This window comes from Deltaproteobacteria bacterium (assembly GCA_019310525.1).
GTDB lineage: Bacteria > Desulfobacterota > DSM-4660 > Desulfatiglandales > HGW-15 > JAFDEE01.
The window spans coordinates 62009-79692 of record JAFDEE010000012.1 but is presented as its reverse complement, the minus strand read 5'-3'; the positions used below and the strand labels follow the sequence as shown (position 1 = coordinate 79692).

General features: G+C 54.5%; 18 protein-coding genes. 4 read left to right on the top strand and 14 right to left on the bottom strand.

Annotated features, from left to right (window positions below; genetic code table 11):
* Positions 1-202: 202 nt before the first annotated feature.
* Both JRF57_03300 and JRF57_03295 read right to left on the bottom strand, forming a co-directional pair.
* The gene (locus JRF57_03300; GenBank protein MBW2302720.1) at positions 203-709 is read right to left on the bottom strand and encodes a flavin reductase family protein; all 507 of its coding nucleotides are present in this window, start codon (positions 707-709) and stop codon (positions 203-205) included.
* 701 nt (positions 710-1410) lie between these two features.
* On the bottom strand, positions 1411-1569 hold the full coding sequence (locus tag JRF57_03295) for a hypothetical protein (GenBank protein ID MBW2302719.1): 159 nt from the start codon (positions 1567-1569) through the stop codon (positions 1411-1413).
* A gap of 345 nt (positions 1570-1914) precedes the next feature.
* Between JRF57_03295 and JRF57_03290 the strand changes: the two genes are divergently transcribed.
* Entirely contained in the window at positions 1915-2568 is a 654-nt protein-coding gene (locus JRF57_03290; GenBank protein ID MBW2302718.1) for a TIGR00730 family Rossman fold protein, read from the top strand.
* 2 nt (positions 2569-2570) lie between these two features.
* Positions 2571-3224 carry a 16S rRNA (guanine(527)-N(7))-methyltransferase RsmG gene (rsmG, locus tag JRF57_03285; GenBank protein ID MBW2302717.1) on the top strand — a complete coding sequence of 218 codons (654 nt, stop codon included), beginning with the start codon at positions 2571-2573 and terminating at the stop codon, positions 3222-3224.
* Positions 3225-3321: 97 nt separating this feature from the next.
* Here the strand turns inward: rsmG and JRF57_03280 are convergent, their stop codons facing one another.
* Both JRF57_03280 and JRF57_03275 read right to left on the bottom strand, forming a co-directional pair.
* On the bottom strand, positions 3322-3969 hold the full coding sequence (locus tag JRF57_03280; GenBank protein MBW2302716.1) for a TetR/AcrR family transcriptional regulator: 648 nt from the start codon (positions 3967-3969) through the stop codon (positions 3322-3324).
* A gap of 220 nt (positions 3970-4189) precedes the next feature.
* The gene (locus tag JRF57_03275) at positions 4190-4402 is read right to left on the bottom strand and encodes a dodecin domain-containing protein (GenBank protein ID MBW2302715.1); all 213 of its coding nucleotides are present in this window, start codon (positions 4400-4402) and stop codon (positions 4190-4192) included.
* A 284-nt stretch (positions 4403-4686) separates the two neighbouring features.
* Between JRF57_03275 and JRF57_03270 the strand changes: the two genes are divergently transcribed.
* Complete coding sequence (locus JRF57_03270) at positions 4687-5190, top strand: GNAT family N-acetyltransferase (GenBank protein MBW2302714.1); 504 nt, start codon at positions 4687-4689, stop codon at positions 5188-5190.
* Between the two features lie 30 nt (positions 5191-5220).
* Here the strand turns inward: JRF57_03270 and cobA are convergent, their stop codons facing one another.
* The 9 genes from cobA to JRF57_03225 form a co-directional block, all read right to left on the bottom strand.
* A complete protein-coding gene (gene cobA / locus JRF57_03265) occupies positions 5221-6762 on the bottom strand; it encodes a uroporphyrinogen-III C-methyltransferase (protein ID MBW2302713.1) in 1542 nt (513 codons plus the stop codon).
* A 79-nt stretch (positions 6763-6841) separates the two neighbouring features.
* Positions 6842-7771: a hydroxymethylbilane synthase gene (gene hemC / locus JRF57_03260; GenBank protein ID MBW2302712.1), complete on the bottom strand. Its 930-nt coding sequence runs from the start codon at positions 7769-7771 to the stop codon at positions 6842-6844.
* The gene (gene ispD / locus JRF57_03255) at positions 7713-8582 is read right to left on the bottom strand and encodes a 2-C-methyl-D-erythritol 4-phosphate cytidylyltransferase (protein ID MBW2302711.1); all 870 of its coding nucleotides are present in this window, start codon (positions 8580-8582) and stop codon (positions 7713-7715) included. The genes hemC and ispD overlap by 59 nt, the downstream gene beginning before the upstream one ends.
* A gap of 44 nt (positions 8583-8626) precedes the next feature.
* Entirely contained in the window at positions 8627-8926 is a 300-nt protein-coding gene (locus JRF57_03250) for a transcription termination factor Rho (protein MBW2302710.1), read from the bottom strand.
* 344 nt (positions 8927-9270) lie between these two features.
* Positions 9271-10023 (bottom strand): slipin family protein, encoded by a 753-nt coding sequence (locus JRF57_03245; GenBank protein ID MBW2302709.1) that lies wholly within the window; start codon positions 10021-10023, stop codon positions 9271-9273.
* A 66-nt stretch (positions 10024-10089) separates the two neighbouring features.
* Positions 10090-11397 carry a nodulation protein NfeD gene (locus JRF57_03240; protein ID MBW2302708.1) on the bottom strand — a complete coding sequence of 436 codons (1308 nt, stop codon included), beginning with the start codon at positions 11395-11397 and terminating at the stop codon, positions 10090-10092.
* 28 nt (positions 11398-11425) lie between these two features.
* Entirely contained in the window at positions 11426-12160 is a 735-nt protein-coding gene (locus tag JRF57_03235) for a uracil-DNA glycosylase (GenBank protein MBW2302707.1), read from the bottom strand.
* Positions 12142-13344 (bottom strand): bifunctional phosphopantothenoylcysteine decarboxylase/phosphopantothenate--cysteine ligase CoaBC, encoded by a 1203-nt coding sequence (gene coaBC, locus JRF57_03230; GenBank protein MBW2302706.1) that lies wholly within the window; start codon positions 13342-13344, stop codon positions 12142-12144. Before coaBC ends, JRF57_03235 begins: the two co-directional genes overlap by 19 nt.
* A complete protein-coding gene (locus JRF57_03225; protein ID MBW2302705.1) occupies positions 13341-14198 on the bottom strand; it encodes an SPOR domain-containing protein in 858 nt (285 codons plus the stop codon). Before JRF57_03225 ends, coaBC begins: the two co-directional genes overlap by 4 nt.
* 483 nt (positions 14199-14681) lie before the next feature.
* On the opposite strand from JRF57_03225, the gene purD reads away from it, so the two are divergent.
* Complete coding sequence (gene purD, locus JRF57_03220) at positions 14682-16040, top strand: phosphoribosylamine--glycine ligase (GenBank protein MBW2302704.1); 1359 nt, start codon at positions 14682-14684, stop codon at positions 16038-16040.
* Positions 16041-16253: 213 nt separating this feature from the next.
* On the opposite strand, the gene JRF57_03215 is transcribed toward purD, so the two are convergent.
* Complete coding sequence (locus JRF57_03215; protein ID MBW2302703.1) at positions 16254-17543, bottom strand: radical SAM protein; 1290 nt, start codon at positions 17541-17543, stop codon at positions 16254-16256.
* Positions 17544-17684 lie beyond the last annotated feature (141 nt).

Sequence of the window (17684 nt, the reverse complement as noted above, 5' to 3'; positions counted from 1 at the left end):
GCTGCCGCCTGGCCGGCCTTCAGGTGGAGACTTGAATTTTTTGTCTGAAATGATTCGAGGGACCAAAGGTTTCCACTCCGTAATGGAGGCTGGCCTACCTCCGACCGGTTTCAGTGCTCGATCGACCGTTCCGGGCCCGGATTACCCTGGGGCATAAACCGAAATTTACGGTCCGATTTCCCAGGGATTTTTTCTTTGGATTCTAACCGTACGTTGTTTCGTAGCAGTCCAGGATCTCGCCGAAGTATAACGTATGGTAGTCTTTCTCGGGATAGAGCCTTTCGTCGTATTCCTTTGCCAGGTATTTGGGATCCATGGGCGCCTTGAAAACGATCCTGCACTCGAACTGGATCCCAGGGATGTCTATGATAGGAGAGGATGTCGTGCGGCCGTCTCTGGTCTTGAGGTTACATTCCCGGAACTTGTCCACATCCCTTCCCGATTTCGTGCCGCAGTACATGAGGGCGTCTTTCATGTCTGCCGTGGGTACCGTAACGGTAAAATCTTCGGCCTTCTCTATGATCCCGAAGGTATGGCGGGAGTCCCTCACCGCCACCATGAACACGGGTTTGTTCCACACGAACCCGACAGCGGCCCATCCTATGGTCATGGTGTTCAGGGCGTCACCGGCCTTGACGGTCAGAAAGGCACCCCTCTTGATCTGTTTCATGATTCTCTCGGCTACGGCCATGTAATCCAGCTTTTTCATGTCTTGGCATCTCCTTTTCTTGGAAGTGGGGATGGATTTATCATCCCGGTTGTTGTAAAGGATTTTCACGTGGCCGGATCGCAGCTCTGGCTGCGGTCTGTGATAGCCGGTAAGAAAAATGTGAGTGTGGTCCCTGATGATACCTAATATTGCGGCCCGCCTGGATTGGAGCCCCCGGAAAGGGCTTTACTCGCCATTTTAACCATGGAGGAAGGCGAGGGTAAGGTCGGGATCTTGGACGTTCCCGCCACCAGAGGAAAGATCAAATCGCTTCCTGTCCGGAAATTCCCGCATCAGGGTTTTCGGATACACTGATACCGACTCTCATTTCAGTTTTTCTCAAAAAGGGTTCCTTGGGTCTCGAAATGTCCAATGTGGTCTAAAGCGTTTTCGGGATGAATTATGAAATCAAGATAATATGTTTTTTTTCGTCTGTTGGCAACTTTATCTAAACGTGGACCTTGCAGCAAGGATGAGGATTTTGGTGATATGGGGCAGGGACGGGCAGAAGAGGCGAGTGGAGATATCACAGGGGACCTTTAGGGAAATACGTAATAAGGCTCCTTTGGTCCCCGAAGGTTGAATTCGCCTTAACAGGCTGTTGAAAAACCACTGCGCTTGCAATGTTTTTCAACAGCCTGTTGGATCTTGAATAATCGGGGATTTCATGCGAACGGTTTTTGTAGCGGGAAGGGAATGAGTCAGCTCCCCGAGCTTTTCAGCTTGTCCGCTTGCTTCCTGTTCCTTTCGGGGGCCTCCTCGATTTCAGAAGTGTTTTTACGTAGTTGTCTTCTCTTGGCCATATTCCTGCAATAACTGCATTGTTCCTCGATCAGTCCATGCTTACAACGATGAATCACTTATTATCTCCTTTCTGCATAATAAAAGCGGCCCTCAAAAATGGGTGCCGCGCGAATAACAGGGATGCTAGACTAACCGGATATTCCGTTTTGTCAAGCACTTTTTTCCTTTTTTTGAAGGGATAATCTTCGGGGATATCCTGATCTGATCGGTTTTTGGCAGGACTGGATCTTGCAGGGGTTTTTGGAGACCATAGAATCAGGGAGATATTCGTATATACCATTTGATTCCAAGGCAAGGTTCCTTTGCGGTCTCTGCTTGAAGCGGTAAATTATTTTGATCAAAAATGTTTTGGTTGTTTTTTCAAAAAAGCATATTTTTGGGGTCAAGACGGGAGAACTATCATGCGAGAGAATCAGTATGTTGTGGATGAGTTGACCAGGGACGAGACCTGGCGGATGTTTAATATCATAGCTGAATTTGTAGAGGGCTTCGATGTCCTGCCCGATGTACATCCGGCCGTTACCATCTTCGGGTCGGCTCGGGTACACCCAAACCGCCGCATCTATAAGGTTACCGAAAAGGTGGCCAGGCTCCTGGTCGAGAGCGGGTTCAATGTCATTTCGGGGGGAGGGCCCGGCATCATGGAGGCGGCCAACAAGGGTGCGGCGGAGGCGGGTGGGAAGTCCGTAGGGCTCCATATCCATCTTCCGAATGAGCAGCGGCCGAACAAGTACGCGAATCTAAGGCTGGACTTCAAGTATTTCTTCATTAGGAAGGTGATGTTCGTCAAGTATGCCGTGGCTTATATTATCATGCCGGGTGGTTTCGGGACACTTGATGAGCTTTTCGAATCTCTCACCTTGATTCAGACGAAAAGGATCAAACCTTTTCCCGTTATCCTCATGGACACCAAGTACTGGAAGGGGTTACTTGACTGGATGAAGGACACTCTCCTCAGGGAAAAGTCCATATCTCGTTCAGACCTGGAGATCTTCAGGGTCGTTGACAGCCCGGAGGAGGCCGTCGGCATCATCAAGAGGAGGGTGATTCTTTAGAGGTGTCAGGGAAGGAAATGGACCTGCTGAGAGCCCGGAGTAGAGATTTCGGGATCGAATTGACCCCGGATCAACTGGATCTCTTTCAGATCTACCTGGATGAACTTTGGGACTGGAACCAACGTGTGAACCTTATAGGCCTCTCCAGGATGGAAGACGTAATCAACGAACTCCTTCTGGATTCCTTGCTCCCGTTACCTTGGCTCCCGGAGGAGGGGACGTTGTTGGACGTGGGCTCCGGCGCCGGTCTCCCGGGGATTCCCCTGAAGATTTGTTCCCCAAGGCTCCAAACGGATCTTCTCGAACCCCACTCGAAAAAAGTCAGCTTCCTGAAACATGTCTCCAGGCTTTTGAACCTGAAGGATCTCCGGGTTATCCGGGGAAGGATGGGGCATAAAACCCCGCCCCCTATCAGGCCCCACTACGATATCGTGACGGCACGTGCTGTGGCCGACCTGGGGAGAGTCATAGGGTTGTGTGCTCACCGTATTACCAGGGCAGGGGGTCTGGTGGGGTTTCTGGGAGCGGCAGGGGAAAAGGACCTGGAGGTCTGCCGGGGTGTCATGGAGGAATACGGGCTGAAGATCGCGAAAAAGCGGACCTATCGGCTCCCGGGGAAGAGGAAACGAATGGTGGTTTTTCTGAAAAAAAGGTAAAGGAATTGTGCCTTAATTCATTTTAAAGGGGATTTGCCGATTGACGTTCCGCTGCAAGCGGGATGAAAAGAAGCCATTTATAGGTTGAAACCAGCTTTCATTCCTTTTCGGGGGACCGGTCGGTCTCCCTTTTGCAGAGGGCCCTCATGATCTGTGTCAACTGTAGGTCCGTATACCGGTCATGGGTGAGCCTTTTTTTGAAATGCCAATGCTTCAGGACCCACATGTGGGCCATCATGATGATATTGTAAGCCGCCAGGTCCACATCCACGTCCTTGAATACTCCTTTGTCTATGCCTTCCTGGATGATCTCCCCGAACACTTTGGAGACCTGAACCTCTAGGTCCATTATCTTGGTCTTGTCCGATTTCTCCAGGGAACTGGATTTTTGGTAGATCAAAAGTGCCTTCTTGTTGTGCTGTTCCACAACCCGAAAATAGATGATGACCGCAAGCGCAAGTTTTTCCTCGGGGTCCTCGATATTCGATATCTCCCTGGTGAGGGTTTCCCGGAAGATATTGAGAACATCCTCCATGATCATTCTCATTATGCCCGATTTGTTCCGGGCGTAATGGTAGGTGACCGGGAGACTCACACCGGCCTTTTCCGAGATCTCCTCGATGGAAGTGGCCCTGTACCCCTTCTTGGCATAAAGGATGCTGGCCGCATCGATGATCTTTCTTCGGACCTTGTCCGAGGCGGTAATTTGATCGAGAACCGTTAGTTTCTTTTTAGTGATATCCATTCAAATCTCCTCGGATGTGCGTAAAAAGCCTTGAGACCTTTGAAAAATGCTCAAGTTCAAGGAAGGCGAAAATTTCAACCGCAGGAATACATTTAGTATTTTGAGGATTGAAATTTGAGCCTGACGCCGCAATTGGGCAAAAGGGGGCGTTTTTCAAAGGTCTCGCCTTACCTCCGGCAGAGGAAAAGGACCCGGAACCCCCGGGTCCCAGCTATGGATCCTAATCTTTCACGTATTTGAATGAAACGTTTACCCGGGCCCTGTAATTTCTGACCTTTCCGTTTTCAATGGTCAGGTCCAGCTTTGTGACTTCGGCGATCCTTAAGTCTTTGAGACTTTCAGCGGCGGTTTCCACGGCGACCTTGGCGGCCTCTTCCCAGGAGGTATCGCTCGTCCCAACGAGTTCAATGATCTTATAAGTGCTTCCGGCCATGATGTGTCCCCCTTCCTATGGGATGAAAGTTGAAAATGGGTGTGGTGGAATCGAAATTCACCTCCTTTCCGTCATGGTATCCTACTTTACGTTAAAAGAGCAGCGGGGAAGGTGTCAAGTTTTTGTGGATCCATTCTCTCCGGGTTTTTCGGGCTTCACGGCTTGACGGCCCATCCGGCCTGTCTTAGAATTCAAACAGGAACCATCAGGTACAAGTCACCTGCCGACCCGGCTTGCGGTTTTCCCTGCCTCTCGTCCGTTTGCCGCGGCCAAGGGGGATCAGTGTGGATACGAAAACCACCACCCGTCCATGTGTCGTTTCAAGGGATAAATTTGGCGAACCTTTCGAGTTAAAGTTCGGGACGGGGGAGGATATAATCGGTCTGATGGAGATGTACGATGATTTTTCACCACGCCCTGCCTCCCAGGGACTTCCACCGGAAGATTCTGAAACCCGCCGTAGCTGGGTGGAAAATGTTTTTACCACGGGCATGAATTTCCTCGCCTGTCGGGAGGGAAAGGTGCTTGGCCATGCCGCCCTGATTCCCGATCCAGGCGGGAGATCGGCGGAATTCATCATATTCGTCCACCAGGATTACAGGAACCTAGGTATTGGGACGGCTCTGGCCCGCCGAAGTCTCGAAGAGGCGTCTCGGATGGGCTATGAGTCTGTCTGGTTGACGGTCGCAAACACCAACTATATCGCCATCAAACTATACCGCAAGCTCGGTTTTCAGATTTGCGAAATGGACGCCTGTGAAAGGACGATGGAGATCGGGACCCGTTAGGGTTATAGGAAGGGCATCTTCTTCCCGGTATCAGGTTTGATTTCTACGGTAGAATTTCAAGATCGCTTCGGTGAGACCCTCAATCGTGTATTCATGAGACACCAGGGTGACCTTGAACCCCAAAGCGCCGGCCGTATCAGCCGTAATGGGCCCGATACAGGCCACATGGACTCCTTCCATCCACTGGTGGAGCCGTTGAACCTCATCCTCACTGAACATGTCTAAAAAATTCTTTACAGTGGATGAGCTGGTGAAGGTGATCATGTGGATCTCCCCTCCCTCCAGCATCTTCATCACTCGGGTCTTTTCCGTTTGGGGCTTCACCGTTCGGTATGCCTCCACAACATCCACGAGCGCGCCCATCTTCTCCAGTTCCCTGGGGAAGACATCCCTGGCCTGGGCCGCCCTTGGAAGCAGGATCCGAAGTCGGGTGTTCTTCTTCTTTCCAAAGGCCTCCACCAGGGCTTCCGCCCGGTATTCTCCCGGAACGATGTCGGGGTGTATTCCCCTTGATTCCAGCGCACTTGCGGTCTTCGGTCCGATCGCCCCGATCCGGATTCCCCCGAGTACCCTGACATCAAGACCAAGGGCGGGTAACCGCTCAAAGAAAACCCTGACGCCGTTAACGCTGGTAAATACCACCCAGTCGTAATCTCCCAGGGATCGGACGGCCCTGTCCAGTGATCTCCAGCTCTTTGGAGGGGCGATTTCTATGGTAGGGAATTCGATGCATTCGGCCCCCAACTCCCTCAAGCGCGCCAGGAAATCGCTTGCCTGGTTGCGGGCCCGGGTCACCAGAATGCGCTTGCCGAAGAGGGGGAGGGTTTCGAACCAGTTGAGTTCCCCCCTCAGGGTAACGACTTCTCCAACCACGATCACGGCGGGGGGTTTCAAACCCGCCTGATGGGCCCTTTCCGTAATGTCCTCCAATGTGCCCACAACGGTCCTCTGGGCAGGGGAAGTACCCTTTTGGATGATTGCCACCGGTGTTTCAGGCGACCTGCCACAGGCAACGATGTTTTGGATGATGCGTGCCAAGTTTCCCACGCCCATGAGCACGACCAGGGTTCCGGCCCCGGTGGCCAGCTTGTCCCATGCAATACCCGAGGAGGCCTTTCCTGGATCCTCGTGTCCGGTGACAAATGCGACCGTGGATACATAATCCCTGTGGGTCAGTGGAATTCCCGCATAGGCGGGAACGGCTATGGCCGAGGTCACTCCCGGGACGATTTCAAATGGGACCCCGGCTCTCTCCAGCTCCTGGGCCTCTTCCCCGCCCCGGCCGAAAATAAAGGGATCTCCCCCTTTAAGCCTTACAACGGAGAGGCCTTCCCTGGCCTTTGAGATGATGAGTCGGTTGATCTCCTCCTGGCTCAGGGTATGACACCCTCCTCTCTTCCCGACATAGACCCGTTCGGCTTCAGGCCGCCCGTATTCGAGAAACACCTCATTGGCCAGATAGTCGTAAACCAGAACATCCGCCTTTTCGATGCACTCCTTCGCCCTCAAGGTCAAGAGACCCGGATCACCGGGACCTGCACCCACGAGGTAGACCTTTCCTTTTTTTCCCATTCTCAGTTCATCCCAACTTGTTCGACCCCTTGAATCCTCAAAAAACGGAATACCGCCATGATAGGTCTGCCAGCCTTATTTATTCGTCTGGGATTAATTCCGCCAGTATCCGCTCAGCCCCCGATGCCAGGAGCCGTTTTGCGAGGGTGATTCCGATCTTTTCAGGGTCTGAGCCGTTACCGTCCAACCGATCCCGAATGATCCCGCTACCGTCCAATTCCGCCACCATGCCGCTTAATTCGATTTTCCCGTTTTCGTACCTGGCATAACCCGCGATGGGCACCTGGCATCCACCACCCAGTGTCTTCAGAAAGGCCCTTTCCGTCCTGACACAGAGTTCCGTTTCCCGGTGGTTCAGGAATTCGACCTGTTCCCTAACCCGGGTATCCTCGCGCCGCAGCTCCAGGCCGAGGGCCCCCTGTCCGATAGCCGGAAGGATTTTTTCGGGATCAAGGTATTCCATTATGTTCTCCTTGAGCCCCAACCGCCTTAGGCCCGCCGCTGCAAGTACCAGGGCGCCCAAATTTTGCTCCCGGAGTTTCTTCAAGCGGGTGTCCACATTACCCCTTATTGAAACGATCCGGAGATCGGGCCGCAAATGAAGAATCTGGGCGGCGCGTCTCAGGCTCCCGGTCCCCACCGAGGCTCCTTCGGGCAAATCGGACAAGGTGCGGCAATTCGGTGAGACGAGGACGTCCCGGGGATCTTCCCTTTCCGGGAAAATGGAAATATCGAGCCCTTCCGGCAGGTCGGCCGGGACGTCTTTTATGCTATGGACCGCCAGATCCACCTCACCCCGGAGCAGAGCCGCCTCGATTTCCTTCACAAAGAGGCCTTTCCCCCCTATCTTGCTTAAGGGGGAATCCAGGATTTTGTCGCCCTTGGTCTTGATCTTGACGAGAGATACCCGGAGGTCGGGATGGCGAAGCTGGATCTGTTCCTTCACCCATTCACTCTGGGCAAGGGCCAGTCTGCTTCCCCTTGTACCGATTCTCAGATGCATGCCCATTGGAGTCTCCCATGCCCCCCTGGGGAAAGCCGGTTCCCGCCTCCACAAAAAACCTCCCCAGCAGCAAGTCTTTCGGAGTGGTAATCTTGATATTCTCCTCTGATCCTTCGATAACTTTGACGGGAATCCCCATCCGCTCCATGAGCAAGGCGTCGTCTGTCAAGTCCTCCCATCCTTCCCGCTGGGCCCGGCGATGGGCCGAAACAATGTCCCGGTATCGAAAGACCTGGGGAGTCTGAATCATCCATAAACGCCTTCGATCATGGGTCCTAATAACCCATCCCTCCCCGTCCACCTCCTTTACAGTTTCCCTGGCCCGCAGTCCTGCCGTGGCGGCCCCGTATTGCGCTGCGGCCGCCACGATACGGGATATCAATTCGGGGGTAACGAAGGGACGGACGCCGTCATGGACAGCCACCAGATCAAAGTCTCCCCGGGTGGCCTCGATCCCCATGCGCACCGAATCCTGCCGCCTCTCGCCCCCCACAACGATTTCCGAGACCTTGCTCAGGCCGTAAGGCTTTACGACTTGATCCAGGCAAAAGTCCACGCTTCCCTCGGGAACCACTACGATGATTTCCCGGATGTCGGGGCAGGACTGGAACTTCTCGAGGGTATGGGTCAGGATGGGTTTCCCCTGGAGTTCCAAAAACTGCTTGGCCAGGTCACTCCCCATCCGCACACCTGCGCCGGCGGCCGTGACCACGCCTACTGCGTTGAATGGGGTGATAAGCTTTTCCTTCACCACGAAAGGGTCTCCACCGAGCCCGCCCAGGGAGCGGGAAAAAAGCAGGCCCAGTGAAGCCCTCACTTCCGTGGGCCTGCCTGGGCGCCCGTTTTCAACCAGGATCCGCCTCAGACTGCTTTTCGGGTCTGCTTTTTAAGGCGGTTGATCCGTCTTCGTAAGATATCGCGTTCCTTTCGGGAAGACGAGGGAAGCGCGCGTTTTTCTTCCCGGAGACTGGAGATTTTCTTTTTTAAAAGGCGGACGTCGATCTCTTTAGTCGATTTTGTCTTCTTTTTTTTCTTCGGTTCTTCGTCCGCAATTCCTCTGGCTTCCTTGATGGCGGCAAGAAGTTCTTCTTTTTTCATGGCGTGGACCCCGGTAATGCCCGGGATTCCGAGGGCCACTTCCCGAAGTTCCTTGGCGGTCATCTTTTCCAGGGGTTTTTCTTCCTCGCTTGTCTCCGCTTTTTGTTCTTCGGCAACGGTTGAGTCCTGAGTCTCTTCCTGTTTGATTTCTTCATCCATGAGACTTTGAATCACTCCTTTCTACCATGGTCTGTTTAATGTTCCAATCCGGGAATGGAAAAGAATCCCTCGCCTTCAGGCGAAGATTTTGGTTTGATCGTTTTAATAATAGGGTCCAAGGATCCAAGGGTTCAAGTGGTTGGTTGAGCCTTCCAAGCCTGCCTCTGGGCATTTCACTTGGCCCCTTGACCCCTAAAGCTATCGGCTTCAGCCGATAGAAGTTTGCTCTCATTATAGCCTCGAAAGACCTAAGCTTTCCCCTCACTTTTTTTGATAAACGGGGCGAGAAGATCTATGGGAATGGGGAACAGGGTCGTCGAATTGTTCTCAGAGGCGATTTCCCTTAAAGTCTGCAGATACCTCAACTGCAAGGCCTCGGGATATTTTTGGATGATTCCCGCGGCCTGAGCCAGACGGTCCGCCGCCTGATATTCCCCCTCGGCGTTTATCACCTTGGCCCTTCTCTCTCTTTCCGCCTCGGCCTGCTTGGCCATGGCCCGCTGCATCTCCTGGGGAAGATCGATGTGCTTGACCTCCACAGTGGTCACCTTGATCCCCCAAGGATCCGTATGGTGGTCAAGGATGCTTTGAAGTTCTGTGTTGATCTTCTCTCTTTCGGAGAGCAAATCATCCAGTTCCACCTGTCCGCAAACGCTTCGAAGGGTGGTCTGAGCCAGCTGGGAAGTAGCAAAGAGGTAGTTTTCCACCTCGATGGTGGCCTTGGTCGGATCCATGACCCGGAAATAAATCACTGCGTTGACCTTGATGGAGACGTTGTCCCGTGTAATGACGTCCTGCGGGGGGACATCCATGGCCACCAGGCGCAGGCTGACCTTGACCATCTTATCAATGATGGGGATGAGAATGATGAGCCCCGGTCCCTTGGTCCTGATGACACGTCCCAGCCTGAAGATCACTCCCCGTTCATATTCCTTGAGGATCTTGATCGCCGACCAGAGGAACAGGACAACGAGTACGATAATAAACACCAAAAAAGGCATCTCTTTCCCTCCTTCTCCCGAATGGAATCATGGGTTTTGATCAAGGCGGGAAGCCTTGAAAATCCCTCAGCTTCTCCCGCTCTTGGAAGGCCCCCGGGAGAAATTTTCCTCTCCGATCTCCTTTACCTCCAGCACCAGGCCTTCCATTCCCTCCACGATCACCTTTTTCCCCGATTCGATGGGATCCCTGCTGGCCGCCCGCCAGTATTCCCCATGGACAAACACTAATCCCTCGGGGTCGATCCTTTTTTTCACGATCCCTACCTCCCCGATGAGCCCTTCCTTCCCGCTCTTCGGTTTGGAGAACTGGGCGCGGAAGGCCAGGGTGGAGGCCAACACGAAAAATCCCCCTATGAGGGCCACGGTGGGAATCAGATATGTCAAGGATACCTTGACATCGTCAAAGAGCATGATGGAACCCAACACCAAAGATGACAGCCCCCCCAATGAGAGGAAACCATAACTGGTCACCTTGATCTCTGCGATAAAGAGCACGACGGCCAGAAGGATCAGGAGCACCCCAGCGTAATTGACCGGCAGGGTTTGAAACGAGTAAAAGGCCAAGATGAGGGAGATGGCGCCGATGACCCCAGGGAAAATGGCACCGGGATAGTAGATTTCCATGAAGAGGCCCGCCATCCCGATCATCATGAGGAGGTAGGCGATGTTCGGGTCGCTGATGGTTCGAAGGACCCGGTCCCTCCATCCGGTACGATAATAGGTTTTCACAAGGTCACCGGTCTGCAAGGTGATTTTCTGCCCTTTGACGAGCACCTCCCGACCGTCGATCAGCCGTAAGAGTTCATCCAGGTTCTCCGCCACTAGATCCACCACACCCTTTTTTACGGCCTCGTCTGCGGTGATGGAAACACTTTCCCTGATGGCCTTCTCGACCCACTCCGAATTCCTGCCCTTGTCTTTCGCGATGCCCCTGGCATAAGAGGCCATGTCGTTGACCACCTTCTCGGACATGGTCTTTTCAATGTCCTTGCCTCCGGCGCTTACAGGGTGGGCCGCGCCTATGTTGGTCCCCGGCGCCATGGCGGCCACGTGGGCGGAGATGGTCACCAGCACGCCGGCCGAGGCTGCCCCCGCCCCCCTCGGGGCGACATAGACGACCACCGGGACAGGAGAATTCAGGATAGCCTTCACCATGGTCCGCATGGATGAACCCAACCCCCCCGGAGTATCCAGCCGCACGACAACAAGAGCGGCATCCCTTTCCTCGGCCTCGCTCAGGCCCCTGGTGAGAAAAGAGGCGCTGGCTGGACTGATGGGACCCTCAAGATCAAGAATCAGGGCCTCCCGTTCCCCGCAGCGGGCAGGTTGGGTCGTGAAGCCCCACAACAGGGCAAGGCCTGCGAGAAGGATCATCCCGGAGAGCATAATAAAGCCGTAACGCCTATTGCGCATTCTTCCTGACCTCCAATCCCAGCCGTTTCATCACCGCCTGGATGTCCGACCATACCATGCCTTTCAAGGTTTTTTCCATTTCCGGTTTTCTCAGGATATAGGAGGGGTGAAAGGTGGGCATGAGTGGAATCCCCATAAAGGATTGCCATTTCCCCCTTTCGGCTTTGATCCGGAACTCCCTCCCCAGCAGGCTCTTGGCCGCGATTCGACCCAAAGTGCAAATCACCTTCGGCCGGATCAGGCGGATCTGTTTTTCCAGGAAGGGCAGACAGGTCTCGATTTCATCTCTCTGGGGATCCCGGTTTCCAGGGGGGCGGCACTTGACCACGTTGCAGATATAGACTTCTTCTCTCTTCAGGTTCATCCCTTTTTCTATGATCCTCGTAAGCAGTCTCCCGGCCTCCCCGACAAAGGGCCGTCCGCTCAGATCTTCGTCCTTTCCCGGGGCTTCCCCCACGAACACCAGTTGCGCCCGGGGGTCTCCCTCGCCGAACACGGGCTGGGTCCTGCTTTGGGAAAGCCTGCAACGCCTGCAATCCATGACGGCTTCCTTGAGGGTTTCAAGGGATCCTGCCATGGAGGGCCCCTTTTCCAGGTAGGACAGTGAGGCCTCGGAGAGGGGCGGGGCATCGAGTCCCAGGTCATGGTCAAAGGTCAGCAGGTTTTTCAACTGGGTCACGATTTCCCTGAGTTCTTCCCGGGGGGTCAGGCTTCCTTCTTCCATAACATCTTCACGCTGTCCAGGATATGATCAGCTACATCCTCTTTGTTCATCAGGGGCAGATCTTCCGTGTGTCCGTCCCGATAAAGAATCTTGACCTGGTTGGTATCCGCGTCGAACCCGGCGTCCTTTCTGGTTACGTCATTGGCCACGATGAGGTCGAGGTTTTTTTGGTTCAATTTCCGGGAGGCATGGGCCAGGAGATCTTCCGTCTCGGCCGCAAAGCCCACGAGAATACACGGGGGAGTGTCCTTTGTTTTTCCCAGTTCCGCCAGGATATCCGGGGTGCATACCAGATCGAGGGATGGGGTCCCGTTCTCCTTTTTTATCTTCTGTCTGGACATCTCCCTGGGCTTGTAATCGAGAACAGCAGCCGCCTTTATGATTACGTCGACCCCCGGCCTCTCCTTCAAGACGGCCCGCCGCATTTCCTCAGTGGTCCGGACCCGATGAAGCCGGACGCCGACCGGCGGTTTCAAATCGCAGGGACCGCTCACCAGGGTCACCTCGGCCCCCCTTTGAGCGGCGACCTTTGCAACGGCATAACCCATCTTTCCGCTGGAGCGGTTGGTGATATAACGGACCGGATCGATGGGTTCCTGGGTGGGGCCCGCCGTTACCAGGACCCTGAGACCTTCGAGATCTTTTCCCCGGACCAAGGCCTCGATCTGTTCCAGGATCTCGGTGGGCTCGGGCAGTCTCCCCGGCCCTTCGGTCCCGCAGGCCAGTTCTCCTTCTCCGGGTGCCATGACATGGTATCCTCGGTTCCGAAGGGACAGCAGGTTATCCTGAACCACGGGATTCTGGAACATCCGGGTATTCATGGAGGGGCAGACCAGGATCCGGGCCGTTGCGGCAAGGATCATGGAGGAGAGGAAATCGTCTCCCAAGCCGTGGGCCATCTTGGCGATAAAGTCGGCCGTGGCCGGGGCTATGACCACGAGGTCCGCTTCCTGGCCCCATTGGATATGATCCAGGGGTTTGGTCTCACGGCCCCACATGTCCCAGACGACCCGATGCCCCGATAGGGCCTCAAAGGTAAGAGGGGTGATGAACCTGGTTGCGTGGGCCGTCATGGCCACCCGGGTATCCGCCCCCGCCTTGACCAGCAGGCGGACCAATTCCGCAGCCTTGTAAGCGGCGATTCCCCCGGTGACCCCCACCACGATCCTTCTGCCTTTCATCATTGTAAGGAGTTCTCCCGATCGTTTTCCTGGTATCCTGCGAATTCTTCAAGTTCGGCCGTGCTGACCTTCGTAACCCACAAATCCCCAAATTGCAACATCGCCTTGATTTTTTTACTTTCGGCCTGCGCTTCTTTTTTGCTCCGATAAAACCCCACCCGGAGCCTGATCCATTCCTCTCCCTTTACCTCGGCACGGGTGAGATAGACGGGATATCCTTCCCTGATGAGCCTGAGGGCGGAAGGAATTATTTCCGCTTCGCGCCTGGAGGAAAGGACGTTGATGATCCACCGCCGCTCAGTCCTTTTCCGGCCCTCTTCCCGGCGGGGGATTTTGAGTCGAAGTCCTTCCCGGAGTTTCTTCTCCGGCGCTGTTTCATCCGGACCGACAAAAGCGAGTCGATCCCTGTTGAATCGGTAAAGGACCGGCCATTTCAAGGGATCCCCGTAAACATCGTTCCTGCCGGCTATCCCTTTGAGTGTATCACCTTTCCTGACCACATAATACCCTGCCGCATTTTCTCCAGCGGAAGGGAAGGCTTCTCCGGATTCAGGTTCCGGGGGCTTCGATCCCCCATCCTTGGAGGGCCCCGCCTCAGCAACCGGTTCGGCGGGCTTGTCACGGGAGATGTCCCCTTCCTCTTGGAAGTTGGATCCTGAGTCCAGGGACTTGTCTTCATTCCGGCCTGTCCCTTTTTCTTCCGGAGGTTTCTGAATCGGTCTCTTGATCAGGCCCGTGACCTTCTGCCTCTGCTCGGGAGGAGGCGCCTGTTCATCCTTCGAACACCCGGGAAACAGGAAGAGAAAAGAAATCAGCGCGAAAAACAAGGGAAACAACCTTGCTTTGTGCAGCATCATATTCATGGTTCCTCCTAGAGTGCCTGGAGCCCCTGGAATAGCAGCAGAAAAGAAATTTCCCCAATGGCTCAGTGTCCGTCCAAGGAGCATTTTCCCATCAACCCGCAAAGATGTCTCTTTGAGGGAAAAGGCTGGTTTTCCCCTCCCCGGGCCGGAAAAGGATCCCCCGATAGATGAAAATATCAGAATCCGGACCAGATGAGATGGGCAAAGCCGCAAACAAGAGGAAAATTTGAAAACAATAACCGGAACACATTTAAGTATCCATTATTAAAGCGCAAGTTGGATCATTTGACAATATAAAATACCTGCTTCCCGGAATCCTCCATAATCGGAGAAGGTCCCTGGACCCAGGGAACGCCCAGGCCCGGATACTTCAACCGTCCGGGCCCGTGGAGAAGAGAGTCCTCGCCGATCCTTGACACCCCATTTCCACTTTCCTATACTCCCCGGAATCCGTTTCATTTTTACGGGGGTAATATAATGAAAGTATTGGTTTACGGTTCAGGAGGAAGGGACCACTGCCTGGCGGACAGCTATGCCGACAGTCAGCATGTGGACAAAGTTTACCTGGTCCCGGGTAACCCTGGAGTTCTTTATACGCCCAAGGGAAAAAGGAAACTAATCGAGGTGGTGAGGCTTGAGGATTTCGGGGCCGTCGCTGAATTTTGCAAAGAGAAGAAGATCGACCTCGTGGATGTTGGCAGTGAAAATCCGCTGGGTGAAGGCCTGATCGATGTCCTGAACGAGAAAGGGATTCGAACCGTAGGCCCAAAAAAGGAATATGTACGCCTGGAGGCTGATAGGGCCTTCACCGATGATCTGCTCACGCGTATCGGTGTCCCCAAGCCCGAGTACCGTGTCTTTGATGACCCGGCCGAGGCCAAGGCCTATGTACGCAACATCGGGTACCAGGTGGTGGTCAAGGCCAATGGGCTGGCCGCCGGCAAGGGGGCCATCGTATGTGAGGACGTCCCGGATGCCGAGGCGGCCGTGGAGCGGATCATGGTCGAGAGGGCCTTCGGGGATTCCGGGAACCGGGTGGTCATCGAGGAGCGCAAGTACGGGACCGAGATCTCCTTTTTCGCTTATCTGGACGGGGAACATGTCATGCCCCTCAAGATGTTCGCCCAGGACTACAAGCCGGCCTTTGATCCCGATGACACGGAATCCATAGCGAAATTCGGAGGGAATTTGAACACGGGGGGAACCGGCTGCTATTGCCCCCATAAGCTGGTCAGCCCCTGGCTGGTCAACCGAATCGTTAAGGAGATCGTCAACCCGACGGTCAACGCGATTTACAACGATCTGGGGTGGGCCTACAAAGGGGTTGTCTACTTCGGCTTGAACCTCGATCCTTACGACAATCTTGAGGTATTCGAGATCAATGTTAGGCATGGAGACCCTGAGTGGGAAGTCCTGGCCCGGAAACTCAGCACGGATCTGTTCGAAATCGGGACGGCGGTCTGGGAAGGCACCCTGGACACCGTGCGGCAGGTCTGGAACAAGCAATATTATGTGGACGTGATCGCCATGGAGGGTCGGTCCAAGGCCTCCCGGGGATGGAACAAGGGCTACCCCGGCAGGTATGGAAAGGGACACAAGATCCTGGGTCTCGAGGATCTGGAAAAGGGAGTCGCCGTCTATTTCGCCGGGGTCGACGAAGACCCCGAAAAGGGGCTGGTGACCTTCGGGGGAAGGGTCCTCCATGTGATCGCCGGCGATTCCACTCTGGAGGATGCCCGAAAAAAGGCCTACCGAAACATTGAAAAACTCACCTTCGCGGACCACAACAACGAGGGCAAGAACTGTATGCGGTATCGGAAGACGATCGGCTTATGAAACAATGAGGCCTTTGAAAAACGTTCAATTTTGTTCAAGATCAAGTCTCCGGCCAGGAATGGAACACGGAAATTTCAACCGCTCCGTTTAGGATACAAAGCGGTAGAGGCACCATACATTGAAGTATTTTGAATATCCACTGAAGGGGCATGGGGGTCTTTCCCTCGTTTCCGGTCTCACGGCCTGGTTATTTCAAGGGTCTCGATAAGCATCTCACCTTACGGCCCGATTGAAATACCCCAACTCGACTTCCGGTAAATTTTTCTTAACAATTCCTGCCAGCTGCCTCATACCCATGGCGGGTGAATCCGTTCTGGGTATGCTTCTTAGATAAAGTTCCGGGTCTATGCACAGGTTTTTCAAGTGGATGAATTGGACCCCCGTTCTTTCCACCAGTTTCTCGAGGGCGGTAAGTTCCTCTTCCTGGTCGCTTATCCCCGGGAAGACCAGGTAATTGACCATGGTGTAGAGGCCCATTTCCCGGGATAGGGAGATGGATTGGAGGACATCCTCGAAATCGAAGCCCCTTGGCCGGGTGTAGGCCCGGTAGACCTCCGGCCTCGCGCTGCACAGGCTGATCCGGATCGAGTCCAGGCCGCTTCGGGCGATTTCCCGGACCCGCTCGGGCCTGGATCCATTAGTGTTGAGGTTGATGGTGCCCTTCCCGGTGCGTCTCCGAATCTCGCGGATGCTTTCCGCGATGAGCCGGTATTCCATAAGGGGTTCCCCTTCACATCCCTGACCGAAGCTCACGATGGCGTCGGGGGCTTCCTCGAGGTGGCGAACGGCCAGATCCACGATCTCTTCCCTGGAGGGGCGGAAGGAAATGCGGTGGTGGGACGCCTCGCAGGAGCCATAACCTTGAAGGGAAAGACAACCCAGACACTCTGCGTTACAGGTGCGGCTGACGGGGAGGGGGGCTTCCCATCGTTTCATGAAGAGGTTCTTGGCCGCAAAGCAGTGATTCAGGGTGGCGCAGTCAATCAGATGCCGGGTCAGGGGGCCTGCGGGGTATTTATTTTGAAAAGACTCGATGGCCGGGACAAGCTCAAGGTCGTCATAACGGCGGGGATCCCAGCGATGGTTATACTCGATCCTGAAGGCCGAGGCCCAGTATCGATCATCCTTGAATCCTACGGCGGTATAGGCCCACATGGGGAGTACGTAATCCTTGGCCCGGTAATCCGCGGCGGGGAGATGTGTGCGGACCATTCCGGGTTCCAGAAAGGCGGCGACGGCAAAGCAAGGTGCGTTTTTACCTTCTATCTCGGTCTCCCGCACAACCTCGATTTTCCCCGTGTCGGGGTTCAGCCCCAAGGGAGGGCATTTCGGGAGGAAGAAGAGTTTGCTGAATTCAGGTAGAAGAACCAGGTCCTCCCTTTCCGGGAGACAGGGGGTGTCCCCGGAAAACCCCACCATCCGTAAATGGGGGTGATCATATATGCGGCCCTCCCCATCGGCAAAGAGCATTGCAGGGAGGAATTCATAGTCTCTTGTCACCATCCTTTATCTTTCCTTCTGAACGGGATCGTTCAAGATGGCCCAACGGGTGTTTTTCAAAACAATCCTGGAGATTGATCGCCCGGGTCAAAAGAGGAGACCCGAGCCGAATTTCGTCCCGTGAGATTACACGGAAGATTCAGG

Bases quoted from the DNA above. Each gene is read 5' to 3' on its own strand.
- purD (MBW2302704.1), top strand. From the start codon at position 14,682: ATGAAAGTATTGGTTTACGGTTCAGGAGGAAGGGACCACTGCCTGGCG.
- JRF57_03250 (MBW2302710.1), bottom strand. From the start codon at position 8,926: ATGACCGCCAAGGAACTTCGGGAAGTGGCCCTCGGAATCCCGGGCATT.
- JRF57_03225 (MBW2302705.1), bottom strand. From the start codon at position 14,198: ATGATGCTGCACAAAGCAAGGTTGTTTCCCTTGTTTTTCGCGCTGATT.
- JRF57_03245 (MBW2302709.1), bottom strand. From the start codon at position 10,023: ATGCCTTTTTTGGTGTTTATTATCGTACTCGTTGTCCTGTTCCTCTGG.
- JRF57_03235 (MBW2302707.1), bottom strand. From the start codon at position 12,160: ATGGAAGAAGGAAGCCTGACCCCCCGGGAAGAACTCAGGGAAATCGTG.
- JRF57_03300 (MBW2302720.1), bottom strand. From the start codon at position 709: ATGAAAAAGCTGGATTACATGGCCGTAGCCGAGAGAATCATGAAACAG.
- JRF57_03290 (MBW2302718.1), top strand. From the start codon at position 1,915: ATGCGAGAGAATCAGTATGTTGTGGATGAGTTGACCAGGGACGAGACC.
- cobA (MBW2302713.1), bottom strand. From the start codon at position 6,762: ATGGGAAAAAAAGGAAAGGTCTACCTCGTGGGTGCAGGTCCCGGTGAT.
- JRF57_03275 (MBW2302715.1), bottom strand. From the start codon at position 4,402: ATGGCCGGAAGCACTTATAAGATCATTGAACTCGTTGGGACGAGCGAT.
- hemC (MBW2302712.1), bottom strand. From the start codon at position 7,771: ATGGGCATGCATCTGAGAATCGGTACAAGGGGAAGCAGACTGGCCCTT.
- JRF57_03240 (MBW2302708.1), bottom strand. From the start codon at position 11,397: ATGATCCTTCTCGCAGGCCTTGCCCTGTTGTGGGGCTTCACGACCCAA.
- coaBC (MBW2302706.1), bottom strand. From the start codon at position 13,344: ATGATGAAAGGCAGAAGGATCGTGGTGGGGGTCACCGGGGGAATCGCC.
- JRF57_03280 (MBW2302716.1), bottom strand. From the start codon at position 3,969: ATGGATATCACTAAAAAGAAACTAACGGTTCTCGATCAAATTACCGCC.
- JRF57_03215 (MBW2302703.1), bottom strand. From the start codon at position 17,543: ATGGTGACAAGAGACTATGAATTCCTCCCTGCAATGCTCTTTGCCGAT.